The organism is Dyadobacter sp. SRI_021 (assembly GCF_057586235.1).
Window position 1 is genome coordinate 682,591 of sequence record NZ_JBYCZM010000004.1, and the last position, 17,817, is coordinate 700,407.

Below are 17,817 nucleotides of genomic sequence, written 5' to 3' on the forward strand. Positions count from 1 at the left end.
GCAAAAACACACTATAACAGGACCATTTTGCAAAAGTACTCACATCTCCCCGAGGAAGAGCTTTTGTCATTACTGACAAATGGCGACAGACTGGCTTTCAAGCAGCTGTACATCCACCACTACCGCTCCATTTTCAGCTATGCATTAAGATTCACCAAATCAGCCGAACTGGCGGAAGATATTACACAGGATACATTTCTAAAAATCTGGGAAAGCAGAGAAATGCTGGCAGGTGTCCGGTATTTCAAAGGCTATTTGTATGCCATTTGCCGAAACATGACCCTCAACCTCCTGGCGAGGGCATCCCGGGAGGCCAACATCATGGATCAGATCATCCAGGGCGCACAACACTTCCACTCCGATTCGGAAGCGCAATTGGAACAACAGGAATATGAAAAGTTACTCCATGAGGCCATTGAACAACTTCCTCCCCAACGCCGGATAATATTCAGGCTCTGCAAAATCGACGGAAAAAGTTACGAAGAGGTAGCCGCGCAGATGGGCATTACCACCGGCACGGTCAATGACCATATTGTAAAAGGTACCCGGTCGGTGAAAGACTACCTGCGCCGGTACAACATCACACTCCTGAAACTGATCTTCGTAGCCCTTCTGAAATAAGTTTGCCAGCGGAGCATATGACAACCGGCTCACGACGGTCTTACTGCAAACGACAAAAACATGAAGCATGTTCAGGCTATAAATCTGATGCGCCGGTTTATCGACGATCAATGCACAAAAGAGGAAGTCACGAGCTTCATCGCGCTGATGGCATTTGACAAACACCGGAAGTTGTATGGCAGGCTCATAGACGAAACGATCGAAAGCGGGAAAGTGGGCCTGCCCCCTATTTCCGAACGTGTGATCCTGCAACGCTATCAGGTCCTGGAACAAAGGCTTATTTTCCCTGAAACGCACATCGACAGGGAGAAACCCATCCGGCGGCGATACTACCTGGCCGCCGCGGCCATAGCGGGGATCATCCTGATTGCGGCTTTGGCCATATACCGTTTCTCCCCTTTCGCGGTTGAACATTATGAGACAGGGTTCGGGGAAATCAGAAATGTAAATCTATCCGATGGCTCCGTGGTGACACTCAATGGCAATTCGGCCATCGACTTCCATATCACTACCGGAGCGGTAAGAACGGTCGAATTGCAGGGAGAGGCTTTCTTTCGGGTCAGTAAAACACCCGACCTTCAAAAATTCCGGGTCGTGATGCCCGGCACAGGAAAAATCGAAGTACTGGGTACCGAATTCAATGTCCGACATCGCGCTGGCGGCTCACAGGTCGTACTCCGCTCGGGCAGTATACGGCTATCCACGACCGGCCAATCTGCCCGCGAAGTAATCATGAAGCCGGGTGAGCTGGTCGAAATTACGCCAAATGCCGCAGTAGTCAGGCAGGAAAAAGTAAACCCTGCCGAGTATGATCGCTGGACTAAGCGCAAACTTGTTTTTGATAATACCCCACTTCGGGAGATCGTGAACATGTTGCGGGATACTTATGGGTTGGATGTGGTGATCGACGATCCGCGACTGCTCGATAAGAAGCTTTCGGGCACCGCTCCCGTTCACGATCTCGACACCTTTCTCGAAGCCCTCTCCGGTTCATTTGATCTACGGATCGACCGTAAACAGAACAAAGTATTCATAAGTGCCCATTAGCCGACCGAACGGGCTGCCCGACATTCCTGGTTTGAAAAGCTTTTTGTGGCCTACGGTATTTTATTGACCAATTTTTGAGGATCTATGAAAACAAACTTACGGTGTTTCCGGCTAGCCTGTATTCTCCTGTTCGTCCAAACCGGACCGTTTACCACACAGGCCACGAGCGCTGTTCGCACAGGCGGCGTTCTCAGCGTAGCTCCAAAGCCGCTCCGGCAGGCCCTGGCAGAGTTGGAAAAACGCTTCAATGTATCGATCGTTTACAATAGCGATCTGATAAACGACAAATTTGTCTCTGACCGTGACTCCGAATCCAAATCCGTGGAAGAAGCATTGAAATACCTGCTGATGGAACATGGCCTGCATTTCAGGAAAGCTGCCAATGGATTTTATTACATTTTTGCGGGGAAGTCAAACAGCTATTCCCGCCCGGCAGACCCCGCGACGCCAGGCCATTCACCGGAAGCAATCGCCGAAGCTCCGGGTTCTCCAAAAGAATTCTCAGGAAGGGTTACCGAAGCTGCCACCGGCAGGCCCTTGCCTGGAGTCACCGTTCAACTCAAGGGCACCGCGGAAGGTACCATGACCGACACCACAGGTGCATTCACGCTTTCATCAGGAGCCGACGAAGGAACACTGATATTGTCATGTGTAGGCTACACCACCCGGGAAGTGGCTGCAAGCCGTCAGACATTCGTGGACATATCGTTGCAGCAGGATGTTACGGTCCTGAAAGAGGCGGTTGTGATCGGCTACGGGACACAGGACCGCCGGGATATCACCGGCGCGATCTCGGTCGTCAAATCTGCGGATATCGGAAAAATGCTCGTTACCGGTCTGGACCAGGCATTGCAGGGGCAGGCTTCGGGGGTCTTCGTTTCGTCCAACTCGGGAGCACCGGGCTCCGACGTTATGGTGAGAATTCGCGGGACGGGGACGATTGGGAACAACAATCCGCTGTATGTGATCGATGGTACGCCCACCGGACCAGAATCACTGAACCTGTTTAACCCCAGGGACATCGAGTCGGTTGTAGTATTGAAGGACGCGGCTGCGGCGAGTATTTATGGCTCCCGCGCTGCGAACGGGGTGATACTGGTGACAACCAAAAAAGGCAAAACTGGTGAAACCAGGGTATCGTTCGACACATACTACGGGCTCCAAACCGCATGGCGGCTGCCGCGGTTACTGAATGTGCCGGAATATGCTACCATCATCAACGAAGCGTATATCAATGCCGGGAAAGTGCCCGCGTTCGGGCGTCCGGATACGTTGGGGGCGAACCATGACTGGCTGCGCGAGCTGTTCCGTACCGCTCCTATCCAAAATTATAACCTTTCTGTTTCCGGCGGCACCGAGAAGTCGCAATATGCGCTATCGGCGGCTTACCTCGACCAGCAAGGCATTCTGCCGAACAGCGATTTCAAAAGGATCTCATTTCGCCTCAATACCTCATATTGGATCAAATCTAAATGGCAGATCGGCCAGAATCTCACCATCAGCCATTCCTCGGGCAACCAGATCAGGACCAACGAACTGGGAGGCGTCCTGGCCAATGCGGTTTATAAAAGGCCTTTCGACGCAGTGCATGACGACAATGGCAAATATGCGGAATCGGCCATGGATCCGAATCCGATCGCACAGGCCTATCGTACGGAGAACCGGCGTAACCGGCTGCGGCTATTCGGAAATATTTTCACAGAATATGAGATTGCCAGCGCAGTGAAGTTCAGAAGCAATTTCGGGTTGGATCTCAATTATTCGAGGAACAAAAACTATGTCCCGGCATTTGGCGCGACACCTAACTCCCTGGTCGAATATGCGGATATGTCGTATTCACCGTTATGGCAAAACTCGCTGGCTTTCAATAAGAGTATCGGCGAACAACATAGTTTATCGGCCATTGTGAGCCTGGACGCCCAGTCGGGGCGATATGAATTTCTAACTATGAAAGGGGACAACTTCATCACCGACGACCCCGACAACCGCTACATCACCGCCGCGCAAAACATCGACCTGGGCCGCGTCGACGGAAATGCCACTGCCTGGTCGTTGCTATCGCTCGTGGGCCGCCTGAATTACGCATTTCTCGATCGTTACCTCTTCAGCGCCAGTTTCCGGCGCGACGGTACTTCCCGGTTTGCCAAGGGACACCGATGGGGCAATTTCCCGTCGTTTTCGGCGGCCTGGCGCATTTCCGGAGAGCCCTTTCTCCGGGACAAGGCCTGGCTATCCGACTTAAAAGTACGCGCCAGTTGGGGACAACTCGGCAATCAGGAGGTCGGCGACAACTATGCCGCCTATAACACAGTCAGTACGGGGCTGCAGTATGCATTTGGACCGGGCTCTCAGACCTATTATGACGGACTTGGCATTCCTACGAATGGAAGAGGCGGCGCCAAACTGGCCTCCGACAAGCTGGTGTGGGAAGCCAGCACCCAAACCGACGTGGGGATCGACATCGGCTTTTTTACGAACCAATTGCAACTTACAGCCGACTTCTTCTTACGAAAAACCAGTGATATGCTGCTGGACCAACCGGTTTCTTCATTATCCGGGGCCTCTACCGTCAGCGTCAATGCCGGATCAATCCGCAACCGCGGCGCGGAGGTAAGCATCAGTATGAACAGAAGTTCCGGTGATTTCAAATACGGGGCAGGCTTTAACGCTACCTACCTTGAAAATAAGGTACTTGCCCTGAACCCGGGTATCAGCTATATTCTGGGCCCGGTGAGCGGCACGCAGGGGGCCTTGCTCACGCGGACGTTCGCAGGCGACGAGATAGGCAGTTTTTACGGATACGTAACCGACGGCGTGTTCCAGAATATAGAGGAAGTAAAAAGTCACGCAAAGCAGGAAATCGGTACGGCCGCCGGAGATATCCGTTTCAAAGACCTCAACAACGACCATGTGATCAATGCCAAAGACCAGACAAAGATCGGCAGCCCGATACCCGATTGGCTGTTTGGCATAAATGGAAACATCGGCTATAAAGGTTTCGAAATATCACTGCTGTTTCAGGGCGTATACGGAAACAAAATCTATAATCAACTGGCCATGCGGGCGCAAAGCGGCACCAACCTGTTCAATAAATTCGCCGATATCCGAAACAGATGGACGGGCGAAGGCACAAGCTACTCGGAGCCACGCGTCCACATTTCCGATCCCAACAATAATGCCCGGGTGTCGGACAGGTGGGTTGAGGATGGCTCCTACCTCAGGTTAAAAAACCTGCAGATCGGCTACGTGGTACCTGCCCATTTAACTCAGAAAGCGGGTCTGTCGCGTATCCGGCTGTATGCGACGGCGCAAAACCTGCTTACATGGACCCGCTATTCGGGCTTTGATCCGGAAATGGGTCCATCGACGGAATTTGTGGACGGCCGCGGGGCCGATCTTGAGGTTGGGGCCGATAAGGGAAAGTACCCTCAGTCCCGGACCATCACTTTCGGAATGTCACTTATATTTTGATCAGTATACACACATTTGTATGAGAACCTCATTTAAAATATTCTTCGTCGTCTTCCTGATGCTGCCGAATACCGGCTGCCGGGATTTTCTGGAAAAACGACCATTGGGCGAAATCGTGCTCGGAAGTATCACTACCGAAGAGCAAGCCGTCCTTTTCGTCAATGCTGCCTACGAGCCGTTGCTATGGGGCCGCGGCGATCCGATGCAGGGCCATTATTTCAATGATATGTGGATCCTCGGCGACATCATGTCGGATGATACGGAAACGCCGGTCGATCCCAACAACATCCAGGAACGCGCCTTGCAGGATTTCAACGTCTTCCCCGACAACCCGAACCTTCGCGACTGGTTCGGCAGCGCCTATGTGGGCATTGCCCGGTGTAATGTAGTCATCCGTGGTATCGAGAGTGCTTCCGAAGGCATCTTCAAGACGGCGGGACTGAGACAACGGTGCCTGGGCGAAGCTTACTTCCTTCGCGGGTTATACTTTTTCGATCTGGTCAAAGTGTTCGGTGGCGTCCCGCTGGTTGAAGCTCCGATTACGACAATCGAGCAGACCCACATAGCCAGGGCAAGCGAGGCTGAAACATGGGCTTTCATTGAAAACGACCTGCGGAAAGCGCGGACTTACCTGCCATCGGTGAGTGTGTACAGGAACACAGCCAACCTCGGCCGGGCAAGTAAAGGTGCGGCCATGGCCCTGCTTGCCAAAGTACTGCTTTACCAGCAAAAGTGGGCCGCCTCCGCCGAAGCCGCCGAAGCGGTAATGGCATCCGGCGACTATGCTTTGACTACCGATTACCTGGCCCAGTTCAATAACCAGAACGACCAGAATACCATTGAATCGATCTTTGAAGTCCAGGCATTTAAAACCAATGGCTGGGGCGGCGGCACGGAGATCAGCCTCGACTTCGGCAGATGGGGGTTCAATAATCCGACGAAAGAATTGGTGAAGGCCTACGAAAAAGGCGATCCGCGGCTGCGTTATACGGTTTTCAGCCCTGGTGACGATCGGTTCGGGCAACCTTACGACCCCGAAAACGGGCCCAACACAGTTACGGGCTATCTTGCACGCAAGTACGTATTCGATCCGGCGACCATGGGCGAGGCCGTGAACGGCTGGACTAACGGCGAGGGGACCAACTACATCGTACTGCGTTACGCCGAAGTGCTTCTGATCCACGCCGAAGCGCTGATCGAGCAAAATGTACGGTTGAAAGATGCGATGGCCGACATCAACACCGTCCGTGCGAGGAAGGGAGTGGATATGCCACCTGTGCCACCAGGTGATCAGGCCGCTTTACGGCAGCGACTCCGCCATGAACGGCGGGTAGAGCTGGCACTGGAAGGGCAGCGCTATTTTGACCTGATCCGTTGGGGAAAGGACTACGCAACATCCGTTCTGTACGACCAGGGCAAAACCAACTTCCAGTATGACAAGCATAAGTTATTCCCCATCCCGCAGGTGGAAATAGACCTCAACCCGCTGCTAATCCAGAACTGATCATGATACACTCAAGATTCATCGCACTTTTATTTACCGCATGTCTCGCACAGGGCAAATTAACTGCGCAGGTGCCCGAAACCAAGCTAAACCTGCTAGCCGGTTTTGAGGGAATAAAAGGTAGCGTAGTGGACGCCGAAACCGATGAACCGGTAGCCGCAAGAATCATTGTGAGAGATACTTCGGGAAAGGTGCAAGCCACTTACTACGAGCATTGCGACGGAATTTTTACGGAAGAGGACGGCACATTTTCATTGCAGCTGCGCCCAGGTATTTACCACCTGAAAATTGTCCACGGTATCGATTATGTGGCCCAGGATCATATATTCACAGTAGATAAAGGTGCGGGAACGGATGCCCGAATCCGCTTACAACCGTGGGTAAAACTCAAAAAAAGAGGGTGGATCAACGGAGATGGTCATGCGCACCTTTACTCCGAAATGCCTGCTAACGATACCATGCTTCGGCAGGTCCGCAATATATGCCTGGCCCAGGGCGTAGACTTTATCAGTGCCTGCCAGGGATGGGCGGGATATAACGACAGCACCTGGAAATACGCTTACGCGCTGGTGAGCGATCGCCGGTTTCGCCTGTTTTACGGGGCGGAAATGCCCAAGTACCGCACCAGTCATGTGTGGTGGCTGGGATTAAAAAATACGCTCAACAACTTTGGCAACTTGATCGACTCTACCTATGAGGCACAATATTATCAGTCGGAACAAAACGTGGACTGGGAATACTCGTGGCTCAAATTCAGGTCCATTCCCGACCTGGAAGTGATATCGCGATACGCAAAAACACAGGGCGCAATAGCCATTGTAGCCCATCCTACCTCCTATTGGTGGCAGCAAAGGGGCGATATCAGCAAATTCACCACCAACATCGCCAGCAATCTTTCCTTTGGGTTATTGTCCGGCAATCCCTGGGGCGGCATGGCCGTCATGGGTTACATGTCCGATAACTATTATTACCAGAACATCTGGTTCAACGTCCTGAATCAGGGCTACCTGATGCCAGCTTTTTCTGAGCTTGACGGCGGTTATCCGCGCGATAATAAATTCTGGTACGGGTCCATGCGCACTTACTTCGGTATCGATACCACCCTTACCAATGACCCGACAGAGCAAATTACCGGCGCCGTAAGAAAAGGCCGGACATTCGTTACCTCCGGCCCCATCGTTTTTGTCGACATCGATCGGAAATATGGATTGGGGGATATTATCCGGGCCACCCCGAAATCCCATGAACTGAATATTGAAGTATATGCATCGGGCGATGCGGGTGATTTTCTTACCTATGTGGTGCTGTTTCGCAATGGCGAAATCGCGCACCTTTGGGATTTGAGGGCCGACAAGCCCAGGCAATTCACAACCCGACATAAATTAAGCGAAAAGGATGACGCCTGGTATGTCGTGAAAGTGTATGGCAGTAACACCTGGGAAAATCCGCGGGATCTGGACGTACTTGCTTTTTGCCGGAATGCGGAACAAAGCAACATCAGAAAAGACTTTCCCGGCGGAAAGCGTTCCGTCGCATTCAATTCGCCGATATACTTCCGCACGAAAAACGAAACGCAACCCACCGCGCTGATCGCGCGGGCCAACCTTTCCGTAGTTTCACCCACTACCGGCAAAGGTGTCAGGAGATGCAACGTCGACATCTTTGTTGCAGGCGAAAAAACCGGGACAGCCAGACTCTCAGGCGGCAAAGGCAGACTACGTTTTCCCCTCAACGCCCAGCTCAAAATCACAGCCGAAGGGCACGAACCGATTATCAGAAGCCTGTACGCCGACTATGAACCTTACCTGGCGATCCAGGAGCGCATTGCTAACGGAAAATGGCTTGACGATAAGAATTGGAAGAATATTCTCAACAAAAGCCACGTGCCGTGGGAAGTGTTCCGGTTTGATAAAACCAGAAAAGTCCTATCCAGGGTGCGCTGGAAAATCGTGCTCCGGCCTAACGAGCGCGATAGCCTGTGGCAAGGCTTTGAGGCGCTCTTCAACAAATAGCATATTGGTAAAAGCAAAAACGACAGCACATGACAATCATTTCCGATCGCGCCGCCAAGCGCGGCGTAAAGGCCTATTTCTGGAAACCGAAACAGGACATTAAGGTCACCGAACTGGCGAAATGCGTCCGGTTCGTCGTAAATCCTATTTGTCTGGATGCCTCGCTGATCGATCCCGACTGCCTGCGGCATTTCGAGGTGACGATAATTTGAAATTACTGTTTCATCCACACGCTAAATTTTAAAACTATGAAAGTCCTTTTTTCAATTCTGCTGGCATTTATTTCTTTTGCCGTGCTAGCGCAACGTATAACCATAAGCGGCTTCGTCCGGGAACAGAAGAGTCAGGAACAATTGCCCGGCGTTAACGTGTACATTTCGGGGACTTCCTATGGCACGGTTACCAATACATATGGATTTTATTCGCTGACTTTCCCTCAGACCGATTCTGCCGTCGTTTCCTTTTCGTCGGTCGGTTATCAAAGACAGGACCGTAAAATCGGATTGAAAGGAAATGGAACGCTGAACGTCTGGCTTGTCCCCGACAACCAGCTTGATGAAGTGGTCGTTACGGCGCATTACGAAGATCCGTCAAGCAACGTCCAAATGAGCCAGATCGACATTCCTATTCAGCAAATCAAGAAAATTCCGGCGTTTTTCGGAGAAAAGGATGTACTGAAAGTCCTCCAACTGATGCCGGGCGTTCAGAAGGGAACGGAAGGTCAGACGGGCCTGTATGTCCGCGGAGGCGGGCCGGACCAGAACGTGATCATTCTGGACGACGCTGTCGTGTACAATGCCAACCACCTTTTCGGCTTTTTTTCTGTTTTCAACAGTGATGCAATCAAAAGCGTGGAGCTTACCAAGGGAGGCTTTCCGGCGAGATTCGGAGGACGACTTTCATCAGTAGTTGAAATGAACATGAAAGAAGGCAGCAAAGAACGCCTGCACGGTGAGGGAGGGATCGGCTTGCTATCCTCACTATTGACGCTGGAAGGGCCCATTCGCAAAGAGAAGTCGTCATTCCTGCTCTCCGCCAGGAGGACGTATGCCGACGTACTGGCTGCCCCAATTATCGCCCATGCACAAAAAGGCCAGAAAGACCGTGTAAAACCAGGCTATTACTTTTACGACCTGAATGCTAAAATGAATTTTGACATCGGCCCGCAAGATAAGCTGTACCTGAGCGGCTACTTTGGCAGGGATAAATTTTACATGCATGAAAAAAGTATATTCTACCGGTCAAACAGCGAGTTGAATTGGGGCAATGCAACCGGCACCTTCAGGTGGAACCATCTTTTTTCGCAAAAACTGTTCGCCAACTCCTCGTTAATTTTCAGCAACTTCGACTTCGGCGTCCTGAATGCGTTTACCGACCTCAACAGCGAAGGCACCGAAATCGGGTACAATAGCTATTGTTACAATTCCAGAATCAGGGATGTTAGCGTAAAAACCGACTTTGATTACTACCCTACTGCACGGCACACCATCAAGTTTGGATTACAAGGCACATTCCACAGATCCAGACCGTCTGTGCTGGCGATTGCCGGAACGGATATTAATACCTCGGCAAACCAGCCCTCTCAAACTTTCGACTCCTTCGAAACCGGAATCTATGCCGAAGACAACTGGCATTTGTTCAATGCATTAAAAATCAATGGCGGGATCCGGTTAAGTACCTTCAACACGCAGGGCAAAACGTACGTCCGCCCGGAACCGCGGGTTTCCACCGCTATCCAACTGGCTCAGAATCTCTCAATGAAACTGTCCTACGCTGCCATGAACCAGTATGTGCATTTACTGTCCAACACGGGCATCGGCCTGCCTACCGATCTTTGGGTACCAGCCACGAGGAAAATTGTGCCGCAACGTTCGGAACAATTCGCAGGTGGCTTTGCCCGATACCTGGAAAGACCGGCGCTAACCGTTACGCTGGAAGGTTACTACAAAAAGATGAACCATATCCTTTCCTACAAAGAGGGGGCTTCGTTTCTGAACCTGGAAGGCGAAAATTCCAACGAAATAAACTGGCAGGATAATGTAACGGCCGGTCAGGGCTGGTCTTACGGAAGCGAACTGTTGGTGCAAAAGAAATCGGGACGACTGTCGGGTTGGGTTGCCTATACTTTGTCTTGGACCCGATGGAATTTTTCGGAGCTCAATTTCGGGAAGACGTTCTATCCGAGGCACGACCGGCGCCATGACATTTCCCTTGTTGGCATATATGAAGTCAACAAGCGTATCACACTGTCGGCCAACTGGGTATATGGAACGGGGAATGCACTTACGCTGCCGGTTTCAGGGTACAAGGCAGTCATGGAGAGATTCATGGGCGCCACGATCGGTAACGACGCTCATTTAGTTAATACCGAAGTGACGGAGTATTCCGGACGAAGCAATTTCCGAGCCGAGCCATTTCATCGACTGGACGTGGCTATTCAGTTTCATAAACAGAAAAGGCGGTATGAAAGGACATGGGAAATTGCCCTCTATAACGCTTACAGTAGAAAAAACCCCTTCTTCTACGACATCGACACCGAACAAGCGAATAAGAATGCATTAAAGAAATATTCGCTGTTTCCCATACTGCCGTCTTTCAGTTACAATTTTAAATTTTGAACCGCACACTTATGAAACCGATATCGTTTGTTCTCGTTCTGGCGGCTCTGACCTCCTGCGAAACGTTAGTCAACGGCATTCCCATGTCCAGATTACCAAAAGCAACATCCAAATTGGTTGTGCATTCCTTTATTTCGCCGCAAAACGACAGGATCAATGTCGCTGTTACCCAATCCGCGCCATTATTCTCCGGTACGGGCGTAAAAGAAGACATAATAAAAACCGCAATGGTCAGGATTTCGGATGGATCAAATGAAATAGTTCTTCCATACGACCCCGGTAGTCAGCTGTACAGTGTCGATCAAAGCAGGTTCCCGATCGTCGCGGCAAAAACTTACTCGCTGCATGTTTCGGATGGTACCAGGGAGGTCAGGGCAAACTGCACCGTCCCACCGAATGCGCCGGTTATTAGATCGTATGTAATCGATACCACAACAAACAGCCTGTTCACGCACCAGGACACATCGCTTACGTTTAAAATGACGTGGCAGGATATCCCGAACGATACGAATTACTACCGGGTAAGGGCGGCGGCAGAAATAGAATACAACGTCCCGGATCCGGGTGTAAAGGGAAAAAGGATACGAAACCAATTCGATTTCTCATGGGACGTAGCATCCGGACGCAGCGAATGGCAGTCCGACCGGAATCTGGATGGCTCACTCTTTTCGTCACCCACCGGCAAAGTCTTTATGCCGACCTTCTCCCCGATACAAACCCAGGACACTGCGCCCAAGCCATTTTATTCCAAATGCCAGCTTATTTCCGTCACGATGATGGTCTATAATTCCGACGTGAACTACTTCAAATACCATCGCTCACTACAGCAGCGGATGGACACCGAGAATCCCTTCACCGAACCATCCGTCATCCACAATAACATCGAGGGCGGCCTGGGCTGCTTTGGTGCTTACAACATTGGAAAGCTAGTATATAAGCCCGACTGATCGAGATTTTTCGTTACCTTTGCGCCCAATTTCATATTGGATTTAGCAGTACCAAAACAGACACAATGACCTCGCATCAAATACGTCAGGCTTTTCTTGATTTTTTCCGCAGCAAAGAGCATTTAATAGTACCCTCGGCGCCATTGGTTGCCAAGAACGACCCCACGTTGATGTTCAACAACTCAGGGATGGCGCAGTTCAAGGACTTTTTCCTCGGTAACGGCACGCCTCCGTCGCGCCGGATCGCGGATACCCAGAAATGCTTGCGCGTGTCAGGAAAGCACAACGACCTCGAAGATGTGGGTTTTGATACCTACCACCACACCATGTTCGAAATGCTTGGTAACTGGTCGTTTGGTGATTATTTCAAGAAAGAGGCGATTGCCTGGGCGTGGGAATTGCTGACGGAGGTTTATAAACTACCCAAAGACAGGCTCTATGTATCTGTATTTGAGGGAAATGAAGCCGATGGCGTACCATTCGACCAGGAAGCATGGGACCTTTGGAAAGGCATTGTAGGTGAAGACCGCATTATCCTGGGCAATAAAAAGGACAACTTCTGGGAAATGGGTGACACGGGTCCTTGCGGCCCCTGCTCGGAAATCCATATTGATTTGCGTTCGCCAGCCGAGGTTGCCGAAGTATCCGGTAAATCGCTCGTGAACAACGACCACCCGCAAGTGGTGGAAATCTGGAACCTGGTATTTATGCAGTTCGAGCGCAAGGCCGATGGCTCGCTGATCCCCCTCCCATCGACGCACGTTGATACCGGAATGGGTTTCGAGCGCCTTTGCATGGCTATCCAGCAAAAAACATCGAACTACGACACGGACGTCTTCCAAAACACCATTGCTGTACTGGAAACGCTTTCGGGCAAAAAATACGGGCAGAACGACGAGCCTTTCGCGGATATCGCGATGCGCGTGATCTCCGACCACATTCGCGCGGTTTCCTTCGCAATTACCGATGGTCAACTACCTTCCAATGTAAAGGCGGGTTATGTGATCCGCCGCATTCTCCGCCGCGCGGTGCGTTACGGGTACTCCTACCTGGGCTTCCAGGAGCCATTCTTCCACAAACTGGTGCCAGTACTGGCCGAGCAGTTCAAGGATGTGTTCACTGAATTGAAAGACCAGGAAGAATTTGTGACGCGTGTGATCCTGGAAGAAGAAAAGAGCTTCCTGCGCACGCTGGAATCAGGTTTGAAAAGGCTTGACAGCATTATTTCAGGACTAAAAGAGACCGGCCTCAATACCATTCCGGGTGACGAAGTGTTCGAGCTAAGCGATACATTCGGTTTCCCTGTCGATCTTACCGCATTGATCGCACGCGAAAAGAACTTCCAGATCGACGAAGCTGGTTACCAGGATGCATTGGCCGAGCAGAAAAAACGCTCCCGCCAGGATGCAGCCAAGGAGGCTACCGACTGGGTCGAGCTGCGCGAGTATGACGGCGTAGAATTCCTCGGTTATGATTTTGAAGAAACACACAGCCATATCGTGAAATACCGCAAGGTAAAAACCAAGGCTGGCGAAGAGTACCATATCGTACTCGACCGCACACCTTTCTATGCCGAGATGGGAGGACAAGTGGGAGACACTGGTGCCCTGATTCTGGGGAGCAAGGAGGATGGAGAAAGGAGGATTAATATTGTTGATACCAAGAAGGAGAACGACCTTTTTGTACATATTTCGAGAGATAAAAATCTGGATGAGGCATTGTCAGGAGCGGGTATTATCACTGCCAAAATCGACATTGACCGTCGCAATAAAATCAAAGCCAACCACTCGGCTACGCACTTGATGCTCTCGTCCATGCGCGAGGTGCTCGGTACGCACGTAAGCCAGAAAGGTTCGTTCCTGAACGACGAAGTACTGCGTTTCGACTTTGCCCACTTCTCGAAAGTGACCGACGAAGAGCTGAGAAAGATCGAAGACCGTGTAAATGAGAAGATCCGCGAAAATATCGCTTTGGAAGAAAGAAGGAATGTACCTATTCAGCAAGCGCTGGATGAGGGCGCTACGGCCACTTTCGGTGAGAAATATGGTGATTTCGTACGCCTGATCATCTTCGACCCTAAGTTCTCATTTGAGCTTTGCGGGGGTACGCACGTGCCTTCGACAGGCGAGATCGGCGTGTTCAAATTCATTTCAGAAGGATCGGTATCAGCAGGTGTGCGCCGCGTGGAAGCGGTAACCGGCGAAAAAGCACTGGAACTGATGCGTCAGCAGGAAGAAACTTTGAACAAGATCAAAGACCTGCTCAAAGGGCAGTCCGACCTGGTCAAAGCGGTCGAAAGCCTGATCGAAGAACGTTCGACCTTGCAGAAAAAAATTGCTGCGCTCGAAAATGAGAAGATCCAGGCATTGAAAACCACATTGATCGGCAATATGGAAACTCACAGCACTTTCAATCTAATCGTGCAGAAAGTGGATGTTCCGAGCGCAGATTCGCTGAAGCAACTCTCTTACGAGCTGCGTGACCAGGTCGAAAACCTGATCGCCGTTTTTGGCGCCGAGATCGGAGGTAAACCACAGCTTTCAGTGTTCATCGCGGAGAACATCGTGCAGGAAACAGGCCTCAATGCAGGCAAGATCGTAAAAGATCTCGCGAAGGAAATCCGCGGCGGCGGCGGCGGCCAGCCATTCTTCGCCACAGCGGGCGGCTCCGATGCCGGCGGACTGGACGCGGCGCTCGAGAAAGCGAAAGGCCTGTTCTAAATTAGCATTACTACTTGTCAGCTCAAAACAAAAGAGCGGCTCCATGAGGACGCCGCTCTTGTTTTTTGCACTGCAACGAGTGCCGGATCAGCGGGTTATTCCTCAGCTTTCAACTGACCTCTGATCTCGCCGGTCGGATATTTGGCTGTATGAATGTTTACATAATACAAGCCTGCTTTCAGATCCGCCACTTGTGCCTCGGTAAGGGTGTCTTTAAATGCGAAGGGGGTCTTGAAATCGGTGCCGAAGTCGATCACTACCGCGCCTGTCGAATCGGGCGATCCTTTATGGATGTGCCAGCCGGTTGGTACAAAAAGCGAGTCGGCGCCTGTTGAATCCGATGCCGATGAATCGCTGTACATGATATTGAGACTTAAAATCCTCGTCTCCTGGTCTAATGTACCATCCACGGAACCGGTAGCTGTTGATGGATTAGCGGGTACTTCGTTTGCGCCTGAAAGCGTCGTGGACACTTTCAATTCGGGCAATACGGGAGTTGGGTCTGTCGGATCGTCGTCGTCATTACATGCTGCCACCATCCCGGCGATCACAAACACACCCATGAATGCTAATTTTCTCATAATGCTTCGTTTTGGTAAATAAATTGATTTGACCGCCGCCTGGTAAAATTATGGTTCCCCCTTGAACCTATTTCACACAACGCCCTAAAAAACAATTACTTATAAAAACGATTCAAAATCTGAGAGTTGGGGAAAAGACCTACCCTTTGCTGAATATTACAACAATTTCAAGGCATTGACCGGCTTCTGGCCCTGCCGCCAATGGAATTTCCAGCGGTTATGCGACCAAAGCCAAAGCTCCGGCTGCCGTTCAATGGTGTTTTCCAGGGCCTTATAGTAATGCTCCATAATACCCGCCTCGCCCAGTTCACGCGCCTGAGCGGTAATAAGCCGGAATCTGAAATTATAGGCATTGCGCTCCCGCGGGGTAACGTCCAGATATACCACCGCACAGTCGCGTTGCACGGCAATACGCGCCGCACCCGACTGCACAAAGGTCTTCCGGTTCATGAAATTGAGATAATACTTACCCGACTCCGGCGGCCGTTGGTCGGCAATGGTGACAAAAATAGCAGAGGACTCCCGATCCCAACCCAGCGTCCGACGGTACCATTCCGATTTTGGGATCATCACGGCTCCGAAACGCCCCCGCATTTTGAGAAGCCAGTTATCGAGCCATTTGTTCGAGACCGGCGAGTATGCGGCTAGCACCTGGCAGTTGGTTTGCAGCGGTAGTGAGAGCAGATATTCCCAATTTCCATAATGCGAGGCCATGAGTACAATGCTCTTCTTTTCAGCCAAAAGTCTGTCGATCAATCCGGTGTTCTCGTAGCTAACCAATTTACCAAGACTCGCCCTCGCTGTCCCGCGGATCATAAACGGTTCCACGATGAGATCGGCGAGGTGGCGGAAATAGGCGGCTACCATTTGGCGGATCTCCTTTTCAGACCGCGTCGGGAAGCAGCGGGCCATATTAAGCAGCACCATATTGCGGCGATAAGGCCAGAGTCGGAACAGGACCAGGAAAATCAGGTCCGACAGGGAGCGCCAGCCCCATAGGGCCAGCCTGAACCGTAGCGCCTGCATCAGAATATATACTGCATACCCGCGTTAAACCCTACAAAAAGTCCCTGGAAGTCTTTGGAACTGTTGTTCTTCCAGATGTATTTCTTGATAAAATCGTAGTTATTCTCACGCTCGTACGATACGTAGTTCAGCGTCGGTCCGGCGAAGGCTTCAAAACGACCACCCAATTTCAATGCCGGCAACACGCGGAGCGCGTTCTTATTGTAACTCCCGCCGTGAAAATCAGTAAGCGTCGTACTGACTGCCTCTAAATTAAGCCGCAGGCTGCCAGCCAAGGGAATATGCGCCCCCAGACCGCCCTCGGCCGCGTACATCGCTTTGGGATTGTCTTTAAAATTATATCCGACACCCGCTATGCCATACAGCACACGGCCACCCGAGCGGAAAGACACAATGCCCGTCATCGTTTCGTCTATGGTAACGGCCACAGACTTCTCCCCGTTTTTTATGAAGTTGAAGATCGCGATCGGATAATCGCTGCTATCGGCGATATTGATGAGACCCGCCAGCTGGACACCCTTCACTTTCCTGGCGACGTTGGCAAAACCCGCAACCTGGGCATTCACATCGCCGCCCTTGTTGAGGAACCCGGCAAGCTGCAAACCTTTCGCATCCTTTTTAGCGATGTTCGCAAAACCGGCCACCTGCGCCGCACCCGACGCTTCGGCGAGATTCAGAAAGCCCGCAATCTGAGCTCCACGCGCCTCACCTCCCGTGACATTGGAAAAGCCGGCCAGCTGAGCGCCCGTCGCACCTCCACCGATTACATTGGCCACACCCGCAATCTGGGCACCGCTAGCCGAACCTCCGATCACATTCGCAGCACCGGCGATTTGCGCCCCGCTTACATTTTGTTTCACCACACTGGCCACACCCGCAATAGATGCGCCTGTCTCGGCCTTGGAAAGTCCGGCAATAGCGTGTAGCGAGAACCGGTTGGTAACGGATGCGGCATGCTTGCCATTGGAACTGACCGGATAAATAAAACCAATGTGCACTGCTGCGGAACTATCGCGCTGGGCCACTGCGCCAAATGAACTGGTGATCAGGAGTATGCTGATGAAGAATAGACGGGATGGATTGAAAAGCAAATTTTTCATGGGTAATGCATTTGAGAAATAATTGTCTGAATGCACACAGTACCCGGCTTCCATTGCAGGCCTTCAAGTCCGCCGGTAAGAACCGCATGCATCAAATCGACAACCGTATGAAGCCTTACCCTAATTTTTTTCTGAAAAATTATCCCTGGGAGTAGTCCCTTTTACCGAAA

At 51.4% G+C, this 17,817-nt stretch carries 12 protein-coding genes; 9 read left to right on the top strand and 3 right to left on the bottom strand.

All coding sequences use genetic code 11. The features are described from left to right. The first annotated feature begins 27 nt into the window (after positions 1–27). The 9 genes from AC2YIT_RS15780 to alaS all read left to right on the top strand — a co-directional run bounded on the left by AC2YIT_RS15780 (position 28) and on the right by alaS (position 14,940). Positions 28–621: an RNA polymerase sigma factor gene (locus AC2YIT_RS15780; RefSeq protein ID WP_430845441.1), complete on the top strand. Its 594-nt coding sequence runs from the start codon at positions 28–30 to the stop codon at positions 619–621. Positions 622–681: 60 nt separating this feature from the next. Then, on the top strand, positions 682–1,668 hold the full coding sequence (locus AC2YIT_RS15785) for a FecR family protein (protein ID WP_487279777.1): 987 nt from the start codon (positions 682–684) through the stop codon (positions 1,666–1,668). 84 nt (positions 1,669–1,752) lie between these two features. Continuing rightward, positions 1,753–5,139: a SusC/RagA family TonB-linked outer membrane protein gene (locus AC2YIT_RS15790; RefSeq protein WP_487279778.1), complete on the top strand. Its 3,387-nt coding sequence runs from the start codon at positions 1,753–1,755 to the stop codon at positions 5,137–5,139. Between the two features lie 19 nt (positions 5,140–5,158). Further along, positions 5,159–6,643 (top strand): RagB/SusD family nutrient uptake outer membrane protein, encoded by a 1,485-nt coding sequence (locus AC2YIT_RS15795; RefSeq protein ID WP_487279779.1) that lies wholly within the window; start codon positions 5,159–5,161, stop codon positions 6,641–6,643. Between the two features lie 2 nt (positions 6,644–6,645). After that, a complete protein-coding gene (locus tag AC2YIT_RS15800; RefSeq protein WP_487279780.1) occupies positions 6,646–8,655 on the top strand; it encodes a hypothetical protein in 2,010 nt (669 codons plus the stop codon). 29 nt (positions 8,656–8,684) lie between these two features. Beyond that, positions 8,685–8,867, top strand: coding sequence for a hypothetical protein (locus tag AC2YIT_RS15805; protein WP_430845436.1), 183 nt, complete (start codon positions 8,685–8,687; stop codon positions 8,865–8,867). Positions 8,868–8,903: 36 nt separating this feature from the next. Then, complete coding sequence (locus tag AC2YIT_RS15810; RefSeq protein ID WP_487279781.1) at positions 8,904–11,273, top strand: TonB-dependent receptor; 2,370 nt, start codon at positions 8,904–8,906, stop codon at positions 11,271–11,273. Between the two features lie 11 nt (positions 11,274–11,284). Then, entirely contained in the window at positions 11,285–12,220 is a 936-nt protein-coding gene (locus AC2YIT_RS15815; protein WP_487279782.1) for a DUF4249 domain-containing protein, read from the top strand. A gap of 65 nt (positions 12,221–12,285) precedes the next feature. After that, the gene (alaS, locus tag AC2YIT_RS15820; protein WP_430845433.1) at positions 12,286–14,940 is read left to right on the top strand and encodes an alanine--tRNA ligase; all 2,655 of its coding nucleotides are present in this window, start codon (positions 12,286–12,288) and stop codon (positions 14,938–14,940) included. Positions 14,941–15,035: 95 nt separating this feature from the next. Here alaS and AC2YIT_RS15825 read toward each other — a convergent pair whose 3' ends face one another. The 3 genes from AC2YIT_RS15825 to AC2YIT_RS15835 all read right to left on the bottom strand — a co-directional run bounded on the left by AC2YIT_RS15825 (position 15,036) and on the right by AC2YIT_RS15835 (position 17,647). Then, entirely contained in the window at positions 15,036–15,521 is a 486-nt protein-coding gene (locus AC2YIT_RS15825) for a CHRD domain-containing protein (protein ID WP_430845432.1), read from the bottom strand. A 156-nt stretch (positions 15,522–15,677) separates the two neighbouring features. After that, positions 15,678–16,547 (bottom strand): lysophospholipid acyltransferase family protein, encoded by an 870-nt coding sequence (locus tag AC2YIT_RS15830; protein ID WP_430845431.1) that lies wholly within the window; start codon positions 16,545–16,547, stop codon positions 15,678–15,680. Then, positions 16,547–17,647: a hypothetical protein gene (locus tag AC2YIT_RS15835; RefSeq protein ID WP_487279783.1), complete on the bottom strand. Its 1,101-nt coding sequence runs from the start codon at positions 17,645–17,647 to the stop codon at positions 16,547–16,549. Before AC2YIT_RS15835 ends, AC2YIT_RS15830 begins: the two co-directional genes overlap by 1 nt. Positions 17,648–17,817: the final 170 nt, after the last annotated feature.